This is a genomic window from Cobetia sp. LC6, assembly GCF_030264805.1.
In the GTDB taxonomy this organism is placed as follows: Bacteria; Pseudomonadota; Gammaproteobacteria; order Pseudomonadales; family Halomonadaceae; genus Cobetia.
The window spans coordinates 182057-197887 of sequence record NZ_JASSPL010000003.1; the positions used below are offsets into that span (position 1 = coordinate 182057).

General features: G+C 60.8%; 12 protein-coding genes. 8 read left to right on the forward strand and 4 right to left on the reverse strand.

The genetic code is table 11. The features are described from left to right. The first annotated feature begins 166 nt into the window (after window positions 1–166). The 5 genes from glyQ (at window position 167) to QQF40_RS05800 (ending at window position 5936) form a co-directional block, all read left to right on the forward strand. The gene (gene glyQ / locus QQF40_RS05780; protein ID WP_107335756.1) at window positions 167–1123 is read left to right on the forward strand and encodes a glycine--tRNA ligase subunit alpha; all 957 of its coding nucleotides are present in this window, start codon (window positions 167–169) and stop codon (window positions 1121–1123) included. Between the two features lie 2 nt (window positions 1124–1125). Then, entirely contained in the window at window positions 1126–3195 is a 2070-nt protein-coding gene (gene glyS / locus QQF40_RS05785; RefSeq protein ID WP_285460688.1) for a glycine--tRNA ligase subunit beta, read from the forward strand. Window positions 3196–3571: 376 nt separating this feature from the next. Then, window positions 3572–4201 carry a D-glycero-beta-D-manno-heptose 1,7-bisphosphate 7-phosphatase gene (gene gmhB / locus QQF40_RS05790; protein ID WP_175088929.1) on the forward strand — a complete coding sequence of 210 codons (630 nt, stop codon included), beginning with the start codon at window positions 3572–3574 and terminating at the stop codon, window positions 4199–4201. Between the two features lie 137 nt (window positions 4202–4338). Continuing rightward, window positions 4339–4851 carry an S-ribosylhomocysteine lyase gene (luxS, locus tag QQF40_RS05795; protein WP_175088928.1) on the forward strand — a complete coding sequence of 171 codons (513 nt, stop codon included), beginning with the start codon at window positions 4339–4341 and terminating at the stop codon, window positions 4849–4851. A gap of 155 nt (window positions 4852–5006) precedes the next feature. Then, window positions 5007–5936 (forward strand): alpha/beta hydrolase, encoded by a 930-nt coding sequence (locus QQF40_RS05800; protein WP_175088927.1) that lies wholly within the window; start codon window positions 5007–5009, stop codon window positions 5934–5936. A 146-nt stretch (window positions 5937–6082) separates the two neighbouring features. On the opposite strand, the gene gyrB is transcribed toward QQF40_RS05800, so the two are convergent. The 4 genes from gyrB to dnaA form a co-directional block, all read right to left on the reverse strand. Further along, complete coding sequence (gene gyrB / locus QQF40_RS05805; protein WP_175088926.1) at window positions 6083–8500, reverse strand: DNA topoisomerase (ATP-hydrolyzing) subunit B; 2418 nt, start codon at window positions 8498–8500, stop codon at window positions 6083–6085. A 19-nt stretch (window positions 8501–8519) separates the two neighbouring features. Further along, window positions 8520–9605, reverse strand: a complete 1086-nt coding sequence (gene recF, locus QQF40_RS05810; RefSeq protein WP_153636738.1) for a DNA replication/repair protein RecF — start codon at window positions 9603–9605, stop codon at window positions 8520–8522. 175 nt (window positions 9606–9780) lie between these two features. Continuing rightward, entirely contained in the window at window positions 9781–10884 is a 1104-nt protein-coding gene (gene dnaN, locus QQF40_RS05815; protein ID WP_285460689.1) for a DNA polymerase III subunit beta, read from the reverse strand. Window positions 10885–11029: 145 nt separating this feature from the next. Then, window positions 11030–12517 carry a chromosomal replication initiator protein DnaA gene (dnaA, locus tag QQF40_RS05820; protein ID WP_175088924.1) on the reverse strand — a complete coding sequence of 496 codons (1488 nt, stop codon included), beginning with the start codon at window positions 12515–12517 and terminating at the stop codon, window positions 11030–11032. An 885-nt stretch (window positions 12518–13402) separates the two neighbouring features. Between dnaA and rpmH the strand changes: the two genes are divergently transcribed. The 3 genes from rpmH (at window position 13403) to yidC (ending at window position 15722) form a co-directional block, all read left to right on the forward strand. Further along, window positions 13403–13537 (forward strand): 50S ribosomal protein L34, encoded by a 135-nt coding sequence (gene rpmH / locus QQF40_RS05825; protein ID WP_043331656.1) that lies wholly within the window; start codon window positions 13403–13405, stop codon window positions 13535–13537. An 11-nt stretch (window positions 13538–13548) separates the two neighbouring features. Further along, the gene (gene rnpA, locus QQF40_RS05830; RefSeq protein WP_175088923.1) at window positions 13549–13938 is read left to right on the forward strand and encodes a ribonuclease P protein component; all 390 of its coding nucleotides are present in this window, start codon (window positions 13549–13551) and stop codon (window positions 13936–13938) included. Between the two features lie 119 nt (window positions 13939–14057). Further along, window positions 14058–15722 (forward strand): membrane protein insertase YidC, encoded by a 1665-nt coding sequence (gene yidC / locus QQF40_RS05835; RefSeq protein WP_175088922.1) that lies wholly within the window; start codon window positions 14058–14060, stop codon window positions 15720–15722. Window positions 15723–15831: the final 109 nt, after the last annotated feature.

The following is a 15831-nucleotide window of genomic DNA, read 5'->3' on the forward strand; positions in this document are numbered from 1 at the left end:
AGCTCCCAGAGCCTCTAGAGGCTTGTAGGCAACGCGCGCGTTCAGGAACGCGACACATCAGAATTTGGAAATGGCACGCACTCGGTTTCGTCTGCGGCCTATAACCCGATAAGCGGGGATTGTATACTCGGCAGTTCTCGAATTCATGGGCCAACGGGCTTCACCAATGACACAGCCAGACGTGAAAACCTTCCAGGGCCTGATTCTGGCCCTGCAGCAATACTGGGCCGAACAGGGTTGCATCATCCTGCAACCATTGGATATGGAGGTTGGCGCGGGGACTTTCCACCCGGCGACCTTCCTGCGTTCCATCGGTCCTGAAACCTGGAACGCTGCCTACGTGCAGCCTTCCCGCCGTCCCACCGACGGCCGCTACGGCGAAAACCCCAATCGCCTGCAGCACTATTATCAGTTCCAGGTGGTGATGAAGCCGTCACCGGCCAACCTGCAGGAGCTCTATCTGGGCTCGCTGGAGCGTCTGGGCATCGACCCGCTGGTCCACGACATCCGTTTCGTCGAGGACAACTGGGAATCTCCGACGCTGGGCGCCTGGGGCCTCGGCTGGGAAATGTGGCTCAACGGCATGGAAGTGACCCAGTTCACCTACTTCCAGCAGGCAGGTGGCATCGAATGCTTCCCGGTCACCGGCGAGCTGACCTACGGCCTCGAGCGCATCGCGATGTACCTGCAGGACGTGGACAGCGTCTACGACCTGATCTGGACCACCGCGCCGGACGGCTCCGTCGTGACCTATGGCGACGTCTTCCTGCAGAACGAGAAGGAGCAGTCGGCCTACAACTTCGAGCACGCTGCCGTGCCGGAGCTGTTCGCTGCCTTCGATCACTGCGAGAGCGAGTGCCAGAAGCTGCTGACCGCCAACCTGCCGCTGCCGGCCTACGAGCAGGTCCTGAAGGCATCGCATACCTTCAACCTGCTGGATGCGCGCCACGCCATCTCCGTCACCGAGCGTCAGCGCTACATCCTGCGCGTGCGCACTCTCGCCCGTGATGTGGCCCACGCCTATTACGATTCGCGCAAGGCCGCCGGCTTCCCGCTGGCCCCGCAGGCGCTGCGTGATGAGCTGCTCGCCGCCGATGACACCACTACCGAGGGAGACGCGTAAGCATGGCCTCCGTGAATACCCTGCTGATCGAACTGGGCTGCGAAGAACTGCCGCCGGGCGCCATCGACGCACTCGCTGACAGCCTCGCCAACGGTCTCGCCGAGGGCCTGCGCGACGCCGAAGTCGCCTTCGGTCAGGTACGTGCCTACGCCACACCGCGTCGTCTGGCGGTGATGATCGAATCCCTGGCCGAGCGCCAGCCGGACCGCGAGATCGAGAAGCGCGGACCGGCCAAGGCCGCCGCCTTCAAGGATGGCGAACCGACTCGCGCGGTGCAGGGCTTCGCCCGCTCCTGCGGTGTCGAAGTCAGTGACCTGATCGAGCTGGAAACCGACAAGGGCACCTGGCTCGGCTATCGTCACACCCAGCCGGGCGAGCATCTCTCCGCCCTGCTGCCGACCATGCTGGAGCAGGTCGTGGCTCGCCTGCCGGTGCCGAAGAACATGCGCTGGGGTGCCTCACGCATCGAGTTCTCGCGTCCGGTGCATTGGCTGGTCGCGCTCTACGGCAGCGAAGTGATCGAGGCCAGCGTGCTCGGCCTCGACTCCGGTCGTACCACTTTCGGTCACCGCTTCCATGCGCCGCAGGCCATCACGCTGGCGCACGCCGAGGACTACCTCGACGCGCTGGAAGGCGCCCGCGTGCTGGCCAACCGTGAGGTGCGTCGTGAGCGTATCCGCGAACAGGTCCAGGCCGAGGCAGAAGTCTATGGTGCCAACGCCGTCATCGAGGAGGCCCTGCTCAACGAGGTCAACGGCCTCGTGGAATGGCCGGTGGCACTGACGGGCACCTTCGACGAGCGCTTCCTGGAAGTGCCGGCGGAGTGTCTGATCTCCTCCATGAAGGCCAATCAGAAGTACTTCCACCTGCTGGACAATGACGGCAAGCTCAAGCCGGCCTTCATCACCATCTCCAATATTGAGAGCAAGGACCCGCAACAGGTCATCTCCGGTAACGAGAAGGTGATTCGTCCGCGTCTGGGCGACGCCGCCTTCTTCTACGAGACCGACCTGCGCAGCACGCTGGAATCGCGTCGCGAGAAGCTCGAGAGCGTCGTCTTCCAGCAGAAGCTGGGCAGCATGGCCGAGAAGGCCCGTCGCAGCGAAGCCGTGGCACGTCACATCGCGGAACGCATCGGCGCCGATGTCGACCACGCCGCACGTGCTGCACAGCTGGCCAAGACCGACCTGGTCACCGAGATGGTGCTGGAGTTCCCGGAACTGCAGGGCATCATGGGCCACTACTACGCCCGTCACGATGGCGAAGATGCCACCGTCGCTCTCGCGCTGGAAGAACAGTATCTGCCGCGCTTCGCCGGCGATGCGATCCCCACGACCAAGGCCGGCATGGCGATTGCCCTGGCCGACCGTCTCGACACCCTGACCGGCATCTTCGGTATCGGTCAGCGTCCGACCGGCGCCAAGGACCCGTTCGCGCTGCGTCGCGCCACCATCGGGGTGCTCAACATCCTGATCAAGGGTGAGCTGGACCTCGACCTGCGCGAGCTGCTGACCGTCAGCGCCGAGCAGCATCGTGATCTGCCCAAGGCCGAAGGACTGGTCGAGGACGTGCTCGAGTACATGCTCGATCGCTTCCGCGCCTGGGCCAGCGACGAAGGCATGGGTGCCGAGCTGTACCTGGCCGTGCGTACCCTGAAGATCAGCAACCCGCTGGACTTCGCGCGGCGTCTGCGTGCCGTGCACGCCTTCGGCGAACGCCCGGAAGCCGCTGCTCTGGCGGCAGCCAACAAGCGAGTCTCCAACATCCTCGCCAAGGCCGAGCACGATGGTCGCACCGAAGTGGACGCAAGCCTGTTGAGCGAGCCGGCCGAGCAGGCACTGGCAGACGCCCTGACGGCACGTGGCGCGGAAGTGGCACCACTGTTCGAAGCGGCGCGCTACCAGGAGGCCCTCGATGCACTGGCCAGCCTGCGCGAACCGGTTGATGCCTTCTTCGATCAGGTGATGGTCAATTCCGACGATGCCGCCGTGCGTGCCAATCGTCTGGCGATGCTGGCGAGTCTGCAAGGCCTGTTCATGGGTGTGGCCGACATCAGTCTGCTGACCCAATGAGATCTGCCGATCCACGGTGTCCCTGACATCGTTGAACCGCAGCCTCTGCAAAAGAACCCCGCCACGGCGGGGTTCTTTTGTATCCGGGGTCCTGAAATGCCGTGTTGCGTGACAGGATTTCACGCAACACGGCAGCGATGTCACAATTTCTGCCTTGATCCCCTACCTAGGTCGCACTAGTATTCCAGTATAGAAACAGTGTTCGAAAAGCGCGGCAGCCTGTCGCACCACGCACTTCGAGCACTCGGCGCCATTTGCCCATCCCCACGTGCGAGCGTCATCTTGTGACTCGGCTCACAATTTCCCAGGCAAAGCGGCGACCCCTGACAAGCAGCCCGGCTGACGCCCCTGACTGCCCTGAAGTGAAGAGTTGACCATGCAAAAACTGATCGTGCTCGACCGTGATGGTGTCATCAATGAAGACTCCGATGCCTTCGTCAAGAACGCCGAGGAGTGGATCGAATACCCCACTTCCATCCAGGCCATCGCCCGTCTGACTCGCGCTGGCTATACCGTGGCCGTGGCGACCAATCAGTCCGGCATCGCCCGTGGCCATTTCGGCCACCGCGAACTCGACCAGATGCACACCAAGATGATGCAGCTGGTGAAGGAAGCCGGTGGCGATATCGCTCACATTGCGTACTGCCCGCATGGCCCGGACGACGGCTGCGATTGCCGCAAGCCCGAACCCGGCCTGCTCCACCAGATCCAGGATGCCCTGCAGATTCCCGACTTTGAAGGAGCCTGGATGCTGGGCGACAGCCTGCGTGACCTCATCGCGGGCCAGAAGGCCGGCTGTCACGCCGCGCTGGTGATGACCGGCAAGGGCCAGAAGACGCTGGCAGATGGCGAGGGCCTCAAGGACGTGCTGGTAGTGGCCAACCTGGCCGACTTCACCAACCGCCTGCTCGATGGTGAGCTCAACCACCCCATATCGGATGGTGAGCCGGGAAAGTCCCAGCGCCGCTGCGTGAGCTGTGAAGCCGCTGCCGAAAGCTATCTGTGAGGCGCGCCTGCCCGGCGAGAACCCTGCGCACGGCGCGCTTGCCTCTCTAATCAACAGCGGCGATATGCTACCCTTCAGACATGAATCCGGGCGGGCAACTGCCTGCCTGTCTCACTTCCTCATGCTGGAGGCTTCACATGCCACTGCTGGATAGCTTCACTGTCGATCACACCATCATGAAGGCGCCTGCCGTGCGCGTGGCCAAGAAGATGGGCACCCCGAAAGGCGACAACATCACCGTCTTCGACCTGCGCTTCTGCGTGCCGAATGAAGAGATTCTCTCCGAGAAAGGCATTCACACCCTCGAGCACCTGTTTGCCGGCTTCATGCGCGAGCATCTCAACGGTGATGATGTCGAGATCATCGATATCTCACCGATGGGTTGCCGTACCGGCTTCTACATGAGCCTGATCGGTGAACCGGAAGAAGCTCGCGTTGCCGCAGCCTGGTCTGCTGCCATGCAGGACGTGCTCAACGTGGCGCGTCAGGAAGAGATTCCGGAGCTCAACATCTATCAGTGCGGCACCGCACAGATGCACTCTCTGGAAGAAGCCAAGCAGATCGCCAGCAACATCCTGTCCCGCGATATCGGCGTCAACCGCAATGACGAGCTGAAGCTGGATGAAGGCTTCCTCAATCAGGCGCACTGAGTCTTGAGGCAGCAAGCCTTGAAACATCGAGCCTTGAGGTACCGGGCTTGATCAGCCTGTCGAGTGCGCCGAGCACTTGAACGAAAAAGCCCGCTATCTGACCGGTTCAGATAGCGGGCTTTTTTCATGACGTGGCCTCCGAGCGAGTGTAGCCAATGCCAGATTCCAGCAGCCATGCCTTTGATTTCACGACCTTCCTGGCAGACAAGGAAGCGTGGTCGGCGCCGAATGAACTCGTCCCCTACCGCTGCCGCGATGACAGTAGCCTGGGCTGTCGCCATTATCCCGCAGCAGGCATGTCAGGGAGCCGCTCACACCTCATCCTGCTGCATGGCTCCAGTGCTGACAGCCGTTATCTCGCATCGCTGGCAACGCGCCTGGCTAAGGCCGGCCATCATGTGCATACGCCGGACTTGCGCGGCCACGGCCCAGCTCCACAACGACGTGGCGACATCGACCACCTGCTCCAGCTCGAGGAAGATCTCGAGGACCTGATCCTGTCGCTCGAGTTACCAGCCGATGCCAGGGTCATCGTCGCTGGTCACTCTGCCGGAGGCGGCCTGGCACTGCGCTTCTCGGCCGCTGTCTGTCAGCACCAGCGTGCCGATATTCCGTTGCACGGCGTGATACTGCTGGCGCCGTACCTGCATCACCTCGCACCCAACATGCGACGTGATTCACGCTGGGCACAGCCACGCATCGCGCGGATGCTGGCCTGCGCACTCCTGAACCGGCTCGGCATCCATCGCCTGGATCATATTGAGGTGCTTGGCTTCAGTATCCCACCAGAGTACCGCGATGCACATACCACCGACGCCTACTCGTGGCGCCTGATGACGGGCCTCAATCCTCGCGACTATCAAGGTGACCTCAAGGCGCTCGCCCATCATCAGGTGCCAGTGATGGCGCTGATCGGCGAGCATGACGAGGCATTTCATGCCGAACGTCTTGCCCAATGTCTGCAACCCCACCATCCCGTGGCGCAGGTGGAAATCCTCGAGACGATCAATCACCTGGGGCTTGCGACAGCCTTTATCACGGCAGAGCGAATCATCGCCTGGCTGAACGAGCAACGCGCCGGCTGAGACTGAGCCAAGCCCTGTCCCGCACTGTCATCCTTGTTAATGATTGCAGCAACACGCACATGCAAAAACGGCCCCTGATCGAAGATCAGGGGCCGTTTTTCTGGCTTGACTTGGCAAGACATCCGCCAAGCGCTAGCTCAACGCCATCATACGTCGAGGTTGGCCACCAGCGCGAAGCGCTCGATGAAGTCACGGCGCGGTTCGACTTCGTCACCCATCAGGGTGTTGAACATCTGATCGGCACCGATCGCATCCTCGACGGTCACACGCAGCATGCGACGGGACTCCGGATCCATGGTGGTTTCCCACAGCTGATCCGGGTTCATCTCGCCCAGCCCCTTGTAGCGCTGGATACTGAAGCCACGTGCCGCTTCCTTCATCAGCCAGTCGAGGGCTTCGTAGAAGGTAACGACTTCCTTCTTGCGCTCACCGCGCGAGACGTAGCTGCCAGCTTCCAGCAGGCCTTCCAGCATGCTGCCCAGCTCACTCATCTCGCGGTAATCGGCGGACTTGAAGAAATCGACATCCCACAGGTAATCACTGCTGACACCATGTGCCGTCAGCGTCACTGCTGGGAGATAGAGATTGCGCTCGCCGTCGTGGCTGAGAGTGAAGCTGTAGTGCGGGCCACCCTCATAGGCGATCAGGTCATCCATTTCCTTCTGGAGACCGTCGATCCAGCCTTGCGCCTGAGACTGGTCCGCGAGTGCGGCCTCATCCAGATGCGGAGCATGCACGATCTTGCGCAGCACGGCAGATGGATAGACACGCGCCAGACGATCGATACGCTTCATCACGCCACGGTACTGGTTGACCAGTGCTTCCAGCTGAGCGCCCGCGATGCCCGGGGCATCGGCGTTGACGTGCAGCTTGCCGCCGTCCAGCGCTGTGGCGGTCAGATAGTCCTGCAGCGCCTGCTCGTCCTTCAGATACTGCTCATGCTTGCCACGCTTGATCTTGTAGAGCGGCGGCTGGGCAATGAAGATATGACCGCGCTCGATCAGTTCCGGCATCTGGCGGAAGAAGAAGGTCAGCAGCAGCGTACGGATGTGCGAACCATCGACGTCGGCATCCGTCATGATGATGACGGAGTGATAGCGCAGCTTGTCAGGGTTGAACTCTTCACGACCGATACCGCACCCCAGCGCGGTGATCAGCGTGCCGACCTCGGCAGACGACAGCATCTTGTCGAAGCGCGCCTTCTCGACGTTGAGGATCTTGCCCTTCAGCGGCAGGATCGCCTGAGTACGACGATCACGGCCCTGCTTGGCGGAACCACCGGCGGAATCACCCTCGACCAGATACAGTTCGGAGAGGCTCGGGTCCTTCTCCTGACAGTCAGCCAGCTTGCCCGGCAGGCCTGCGATATCCAGGGCCCCCTTGCGTCGCGTCATGTCACGCGCCTTGCGGGCGGCTTCACGTGCGCGAGCCGCATCCAGCATCTTGTTGACGATGGCCTTGGCTTCGTTGGGCTTCTCGATCAGGTACTCGGAGAACAACCGGCCCATCTCCTGCTCAACCGCTGTCTTGACCTCGGAAGAGACCAGTTTGTCCTTGGTCTGCGAGGAGAACTTCGGGTCCGGCACCTTGACCGAGATGATCGCAGTCAAACCTTCACGGGCATCATCCCCGGTCGTACCGACCTTGGATTTCTTGAGCAGACCTTCCGCCTCGATATAGCTGTTGAGCGTACGCGTCAGTGCCGCACGGAAGCCGGCCAGGTGAGTCCCGCCATCACGCTGAGGAATATTGTTGGTGTAGCAGAAGATATTCTCGGCGAAGCCTTCATTCCACTGCATCGCCACTTCAACGGCAATGCCATCCTCACGCTCCATCTCGAAATGGAACACCGGATTCAAGGGCGCCTTGTTGGTGTTGATATGGTCAACAAACGCCTTGAGGCCACCTTCGTAATGGAACAGCTCTTCCTTGCCGCTGCGCTCATCAATCAAACGGATGGCGACACCGGAATTCAGGAAGGACAGCTCGCGCAGGCGCTTGGCCAGCACCTCGTAGTGGAATTCGATATTGGCAAAGGTCAGCGGCGAAGGCTTGAAGCGTACCAGGGTACCAGTCTTCTCGGTCTGGCCCACGATGCCCAGCGGCGACTGCGGCTCGCCATGGCGATAGATCTGCTCGTGGACATTGCCTTGACGCCAGATGGTCAGCTTGAGCTCTTCGGATAGCGCGTTGACGACCGAGACACCCACACCGTGCAGACCGCCGGAGACCTTGTAGGAGTTGTCATCGAACTTACCGCCTGCGTGCAGCACGGTCATGATGACTTCCGCTGCGCTGACGCCTTCCTCTTCATGGATTTCGGTCGGCACACCACGACCGTTGTCGCTGACGGAAACTGACTCGTCGGCATGAATAACGACCCGGACTTCGCTACAGTGACCGGCCAGCGCCTCGTCGATGGAGTTATCCACCAGCTCGAACACCATATGATGCAGCCCCGTGCCGTCATCGGTATCACCGATATACATGCCGGGGCGCTTGCGTACGGCATCCAGGCCCTTGAGGACCTTGATGCTTGATGAGTCGTAAGCCTGTTCGCTCATTGGCTTCTCCGTCGTGAAATCATTCCGTGTGCAGTCGCCCGTGTTCCACGTGAAACATCCTGACATCAGTGTTCGGCAACCATACCCGATCCAATGTTTCGGGTTCGACGCAGGTCACGAAGACCTGGCACTCGAGGCCTGCCAACAGCTGGCAGAACAGACGGCGATGCTCGCCATCCAGTTCCGCCGGCAGATCGTCGATCAGGTAGACACAGGTACGTCCGTTCATTTCTTCGAGCAAGCGACCCTGAGCCAGCTTGAGAGCGCTGACCACCAGCTTCTGCTGGCCGCGAGACAACACCTCGACTGCAGGGCGTCGCCCCAGGCGAATACGCAGGTCGGCGCGTTGTGGGCCGGTCTGGGTAAAGCCCATATGGCTATCACTGTCGCGCCCTGCTGCCAGCACGTCGCCCAGAGGGCGTTTGGCATCCCAACCGCGCTGATAGCGCAGAGTCAGCTCGGGTAAATCAATCAGCTCGGCAAGCGTGGCTTGAAACAAAGGCGCCAGCGCCTGCATATATTCCATGCGCAGGGCATCAAGACGCTCGCTCCAGTGAGCAAACTCTCGATCCCAGACGTTAAGTGCCTGAACGTCCATCTTACCATGCCTGAGCAGTGCGTTCCGATGTTTGAGCGCCCGACGCACGCGGCGCCAGACGTCGAAGAAGTCGTGTTTCACGTGAAACACACCCCAGTCGAGGAACTCACGTCGGGCAGAGGGCGAACCTTCCAGCAAACGGAAGGCATCAGGGTTGATCAGCTGCAACGGTAAGGCCTGAGCCAGCTGGGCGACTCGCTCGACCTTCTCGCCATCCAGCCGCATCTCCAGCCCATCTGCGGCCTGATCACGCCTTACCCCCAAGGGGCGCGGCGGATCGCCTGCCAGGCGGCCAAACAGCGTCATTCCCGCCGTGTCATGCGCAATGGCATGCTTGAGCTTGTGCGTGCGAAAAGAGCGCGCCAGCCCCAGCACATGGATACCTTCCAGCAGGCTCGACTTGCCACTGCCATTGGCACCACTGACCAGATTCACTCCTTTTCCTGGCGCCATATCGACTGTCGCCAGGTTACGCAGATTCTGGAATTGGAGTCGTTCAAGCGCCATGACGGCCTCATTCGATAGAGAGAAAGAGCCATGGCCGCCTTCGGGGCTCAAATACGACAACACCCGCCATTCAGGAGTGAAAATGGCGGGTGTTGTCGAGGCTCATTCTGCGATTGCGTGCATCAACTGCACCGCAATTACGATTCAAGTTTCTGATTTTCTTACAATTACGATATTACAGACGCATCGGCATCACTACGTAACGTGCATCACCACCGCCCGGCTCTTCCAGCAGCGCTGAGCTGTTGGCATCGGAAAGCGTCAGCTGCACGCGATCGGCATCCAGCACTCCCAGCACATCGATCAGGTAACCGACATTGAAGCCGATCTCGAGGCCAGCCCCTTGATACTCAAGGGCAATATTCTCTTCGGCTTCTTCCTGCTCGGGGTTGTTGGCCAGCACGCGCAAGTTGCCTGCCTCCAGATAGAGGCGCACGCCACGGTACTTCTCATTGGAGAGGATCGCGGTGCGCGACAGTACCTGACGCAGCTCGGCACGCTCGGCCACGATGACCTTGTCACCGCCACGCGGGACAACGCGCTCGTAATCCGGGAACTTGCCGTCCACCAGCTTGGAGGTAAAGGTGAAGTCGCCGGTCTGGGCGCGCACGTGCGTCCCGCTGACCGTCAATGTCATCAGCTCGTTGCTGCCGTCGAGCAGGCGCGTCAGCTCGAGGATACCCTTGCGCGGGATGATCAGCTTCTGCGCTTCCGGCACGCTGATGTCAGCGGCCTGCTCGCAGACGGCCAGGCGGTGACCATCGGTCGCCACGGTACGCACCAGGTTGCTGGTCAGTTCCAGCAGCATGCCGTTGAGGTAATAACGGACATCCTGCTGCGCCATCGCGAAGGAGGTCGCGTCGATCAGATGCTTGAGGGTACCGCGCGGCAGGCTGACGGTGATATCGCCCTGACCATCATCGATGTTCGGGAACTCGGCCACCGGCAAGGTCGACAGGGTGAAGCGTGAGCGGCCGCTGCGCAGAATGGCACGCCCTTCTTCCAGCGCGAGAATGATCTCGCTGCCTTCGGGCAGTGACTTGCAGATATCCATCAGCTTGCGTGCCGGTACCGTCGCGGAACCCGGCTCATCGACACGGCTGGGCTCGACACGCCCGATCAGCTCGACCTCAAGGTCAGTCCCGGTCAGCGACAGCTGCTGATCGGACACCTCAAGCAGCACATTGGACAGCACAGGCAGTGTCTGGCGACGCTCGACGACACCCGCCACCAGGGACAGCGGGCGCAGCAGGGCTTCACGCGAAATGGCAAATTTCATGGAGACTCCACTCTCTGGAAACGGGGCAATGCTCGCTGACAGGCAGCGCGCACGCAAAAGAAATTCGGGGCCGCGACAGGCAAGCCCGGAGCACAGCAGGTCGATAGCGTGATTGTCGCCAACCCGACCTGCCGCTGCAATTCGATCAGCTGGTCAACAGACGCAGCAGGTTCTTGTAGTCCTCGCGGATATCGGCATTCTCTTCTCGCAGCGAGGCCACCTTGCGACAGGCATGCAGCACGGTGGTGTGGTCTCGTCCACCGAAGGCATCGCCGATTTCCGGCAGGCTGTGGTTGGTCAGCTCCTTGGCGAGCGCCATCGCGACCTGACGCGGTCGGGCGACGGAGCGCGAGCGACGCTTGGAGTGAAGATCGGAAATCTTGATCTTGTAGTACTCGGCCACGGTGCGCTGGATGTTGTCCACCCCCACCTGCTTGTCCTGCAGCGCCAGTAGATCCTTCAGGGATTCACGGATGAAGTCCTGATTGATCGCGCGCCCCATGAAGTGGGAGTCGGCGATGACCTTCTTCAAGGCACCTTCCAGCTCGCGAACGTTGGAGCGGATCTTCTGCGCGATGAAGAAGGCAGCATCGTGAGGCAGATCGACCTTGGCCTGATCGGCCTTCTTCATCAGGATCGCGACGCGCGTCTCGAGCTCCGGCGGCTCGATGGCCACTGTCAGCCCCCAGCCGAAGCGTGACTTGAGACGCTCCTCGACCCCATTGATCTCCTTCGGATAGCGGTCCGAGGTCAGAATCATCTGCTGCCCGCCCTCGAGCAACGCATTGAAGGTGTGGAAGAACTCCTCCTGGGAGCGCTCCTTGCCAGCGAAGAACTGGATGTCATCGATCAGCAGCGCATCCACCGAACGGTAGAAACGCTTGAAGTCATTGATGGCATTGAGCTGCAGCGCCTTGACCATGTCCGCCACGAAGCGCTCGGAGTGCAGGTAGACAACCTTGGCATTCTCGCCGCCCTGCTTGGCCAGATGATTGCCCACCGCGTGCATCAGGTGGGTCTTGCCCAGACCCACGCCGCCATACAGGAACAGCGGGTTGTAGGCGCCGCCGGGATTCTCGGAGACCTGGCGCGAAGCCGCGCGAGCCAGCTGGTTGGACTTGCCTTCGACAAAGGTTTCGAAGGTGAAGTTCGGATTCAGGCCACTGGAATGCTTGAGGCTACCTTCTACCTGCACCTGGCGCGTGTTGCGACGCGGTGCCTGTTCCTGGGCGCCATCGCCGGCCATCTCACGCTCTTCCGCAAAATTGCCTCGCGGTGGCGTATGCACGGAAGGGGCACGCGGGCTCGGCATCTGACCCGGCGCCGGCGCCTGGGCAGATACCGGCGACGCAGCCGCGCCTTCCGGACGCGGGTTCGAGACGGTCCGACGGCTACCGACGCTCAGCTCGACCTTGGGCGGCTTGCCCGGTGCCAGCTCACGCAGCAGCTCGTGGATTCGTTTGAGGTACTTGTCATTGACCCAATCACGCACGAAGCGGTTGGGGGCGAGCAGGCACAGCTCTCCGCTGTCGCCTTCCTCGGCCTGCAGGGGACGAACCCAAGTATTGAACTGCTGTGAATTCAGCTCGTCTTGCAGGGCGTCAAGACATTGTTGCCAAAGTGCGAGCGACACGCGACCTCACATCCAGTTGTCGAAGGGGCGGCCATTGTATAGGCCAAGCCACGAGTTATCCACACGACATCTGCCGCAAAAAGCGCTGTGGACAACATCGGTATTCTTCAAGTATCCGCATCGGGACAAGCTGGGGAGCGTCCGAGCACAAGATTTCGACTGTGGACAAGACGACAGTTATACACATAGCCATACACAGGCTGAATGCAGGTTGCCCACCACTTATCGCCAGAGCTGTCCTATCGACATGCAATTGAGCAAGATACGAAAAAACAGGTTATCCACAGGAACTGCCCTCCTTTACAGTTATTGGTTATTCAGAATGACTTTCTAGTAGTAATGACAGTAGCCCCGCGATCTTCAAATCACGCGAGGTGCGAGGGGCTGTGATAGCGCCGGCAGAATTTCGGGTTATCCACTGCGACGTTTCGGCGCACTGACACGCCAGCGGCGTGAGTGCACAACCGCTCTGCAGAAACGCGAGTCCTTGAGGCTCACGACCGAACACAGGACTTGCCCCTTCCCCCGCATCGCCATGGCGGGCGATGCCAATCACTCAGCCCCACTGAGCGCTGAAAAAGCGCTGATCGCTTGCCTGGCGAGCGGTGCCTGTTGGCTCAAGGACGCCGAAACGAATTTTTTTGTGCCCGAAGGCCTGTCTTGCGCATGATCCGCGTGAGACACGAAGCGCCATATGGCGGGCGACGTAGACGATATCTGTCGTCAAATGCCGCGAACGGGCTGTGGACAACTTCCAACGCGACATTGCAAGCCACTTGCAGATTCACTAGAATCCCTGCCCCTGACCAATCTGCCCTGTCCTCATGTGGATACAGGGCAACATTCGTTGACCTTTTCCAAACAACCACGTGGGAAGAAGCAGCTATGAAACGCACATTTCAGCCGAGCGTCCTGAAGCGCAAGCGCACACACGGTTTCCGTGCTCGTATGGCGACCAAAGGTGGCCGTGAGGTCATCCAGCGTCGTCGTGCGAAAGGCCGTAAGCGTCTGAGCGCCTGATCGAGGCCCGGATGTCCCGTCAGGGATTTCCCCGGCAGCTTCGCTTGCTGACTGCCGGGGATTACCGGCACGTCTTCGATCACACCACCCTCAAGGTACACGGCAAGGGGCTTCTGGCCCTGGCGTGTCCGAATGACCTGGGACATGCCCGCCTGGGGTTGGTGTTCAGCAAGAAGAACGTGCGCCGTGCCGTAGATCGCAACCGCCTCAAACGTCTGACGCGCGAATCCATTCGCCTCCGCCAGCAGCGCCTTCCGGCCGTCGACATCGTCGTACTGGCCAAGCGAGGCGTGACCGAGCTGGACAACGAGACTCTGCATCGCCAGCTGGACGGCATGTGGGCTCGTCTGGAGAGGGACGCCAGACGCCAGAAAGCGGCCAAGTCAACGCCACCTGCCTGACGCGACACCTGCCCGGTGCGTCCGGCATGTGGCGTTTTTTTCGTTATACGCCCTACCGTTCGTGACCGGACTCATCTGACTCCCCGCCAGATTGATTCACCCTCCAACGGGTATACACCATGGACGTCAAACGATTACTCCTCGTGATTCCGCTTGCGGTTGTCGCCTATCTGATGGTGGTCCAGTGGAACAAGGACTACGACCAGCCGGCTGCGGAAACACAGGCTCCCCAGGTTGCCTCTCAGGCCGCCAATGCCACTGCGCAAGGCCTTGAAGCCCCGAGCAGCAGCACGACTGCCAATGGCGATACCGGCCTCTCCACGCCGGATAGCGCAGCAAGCACCCCGAGCAACAACCTGATTGAAGTCAAGACTGACGTGCTGGACCTGCGTATCGATCCGCAGGGCGGCGACGTGGTCTATGCAGCGCTGCTCGCGCACAAGCAGAACAATGCTTCCGAGTCGCCCTTCGTGCTGCTGTCCGACAATCAGTCACGCAGCTACGTGGCCAAGTCCGGCCTGCAGCTGGATGGCCACAAGGGCCGTATCGCCTTCTCTGCCGACAGCAACAGCTACACCCTTGCCGAGGGTGACGACAGCCTGCAAGTGGACCTGAAGGCCGACATCAATGGTGTTGCGGTCATCAAGCGCTTCACCGTCAGCCAGGACAGCTACCAGATCAAGGTCGACTACCTGCTGGACAACCAGACCCAGCAGCCGATCAATGCTCGCTTCATCGGCCAGCTGGCCCGTGACAACAGCGCGGACCCGACCAGCGGTGGCGGCATGGGCATGAAGTCCTATCTGGGGGCAGCGTTCTCTTCTGAAGAGAATCACTACCAGAAGGTCGATTTCGAAGACATCCAGGACGGCAGCTTCAAGAATGTCGACGTCCAGGGTGGCTGGGTCTCCATGATCCAGCACTACTTCGTGTCTGCCTGGGTGCCGGCTGACAACCAGAAGAACCTCTACTACGCCAACGTCGACAAGCAGAACCGCAATGTCGCCGCCTTCGCGAGCCCGACGACCCAGATCGCCGCGGGTCAGCAGGCTGAGCTCGGCGCGACCCTGTTCGTTGGCCCGAAGGATCAGGACCAGCTGGAAGCGACCGCTCCCTACCTGGAGCTGGTTGTCGACTTCGGCTGGCTGTGGTTCCTGGCCAACCCGCTGTTCTGGCTGCTGGAGCACATCCACGCGCTGGTCGGCAACTGGGGTGCCTCCATCATCCTGCTGACCGTTCTCGTCAAGGTCGTGCTGTTCCCGCTGTCCGCGACCGCGTACCGCTCGATGGCCAAGATGCGCAAGATGGGCCCCGAGATGCAGCGCATCAAGGAAAAGTACGGCAGCGACCGCCAGAAGGTCTCCCAGGAGATGATGAAGTTCTACCAGACGGAGAAGATCAATCCGCTGGGTGGCTGTCTGCCGATCTTGATCCAGATGCCGGTCTTCATCGCCCTGTACTGGATGCTGATGGAATCCGTCGAACTGCGCCACGCACCGTTCATGCTGTGGATCCAGGATCTGTCAGTGAAGGACCCGCTGTTCATCCTACCGATCATCATGGGCCTGACGATGTTCATTCAGCAGCAGCTGAACCCGACGCCTCCGGACCCCACTCAGGCGAAGATAATGAAGATGCTGCCGATCGTCTTCACCTTCTTCTTCCTGTGGTTCCCGGCGGGTCTGGTGCTGTACTGGATCGTCAACAACACGCTGTCGATCGCTCAGCAGTACGTCATCACCCGTCAGATCGAGAATGCCGAGCCAACCAAGAAAGGCGCATGATGCCTTTCAGGTTCGCCTGACATGACTCACCCACGACCCTCGCCTCGGCGAGGGTCGTGGCGTTTCGGGACTCTGATTCCGGCGGCTGCGCCGACACTCCCGCCGCAAG

Excerpts from the sequence above, each read along its gene's own strand:
- glyQ (WP_107335756.1), top strand. The coding sequence starts at position 167 with ATGACACAGCCAGACGTGAAAACCTTCCAGGGCCTGATTCTGGCCCTG.
- glyS (WP_285460688.1), top strand. The coding sequence starts at position 1,126 with ATGGCCTCCGTGAATACCCTGCTGATCGAACTGGGCTGCGAAGAACTG.
- gmhB (WP_175088929.1), top strand. The coding sequence starts at position 3,572 with ATGCAAAAACTGATCGTGCTCGACCGTGATGGTGTCATCAATGAAGAC.
- luxS (WP_175088928.1), top strand. The coding sequence starts at position 4,339 with ATGCCACTGCTGGATAGCTTCACTGTCGATCACACCATCATGAAGGCG.
- QQF40_RS05800 (WP_175088927.1), top strand. The coding sequence starts at position 5,007 with ATGCCAGATTCCAGCAGCCATGCCTTTGATTTCACGACCTTCCTGGCA.
- gyrB (WP_175088926.1), bottom strand. The coding sequence starts at position 8,500 with ATGAGCGAACAGGCTTACGACTCATCAAGCATCAAGGTCCTCAAGGGC.
- recF (WP_153636738.1), bottom strand. The coding sequence starts at position 9,605 with ATGGCGCTTGAACGACTCCAATTCCAGAATCTGCGTAACCTGGCGACA.
- dnaN (WP_285460689.1), bottom strand. The coding sequence starts at position 10,884 with ATGAAATTTGCCATTTCGCGTGAAGCCCTGCTGCGCCCGCTGTCCCTG.
- rpmH (WP_043331656.1), top strand. The coding sequence starts at position 13,403 with ATGAAACGCACATTTCAGCCGAGCGTCCTGAAGCGCAAGCGCACACAC.
- rnpA (WP_175088923.1), top strand. The coding sequence starts at position 13,549 with ATGTCCCGTCAGGGATTTCCCCGGCAGCTTCGCTTGCTGACTGCCGGG.
- yidC (WP_175088922.1), top strand. The coding sequence starts at position 14,058 with ATGGACGTCAAACGATTACTCCTCGTGATTCCGCTTGCGGTTGTCGCC.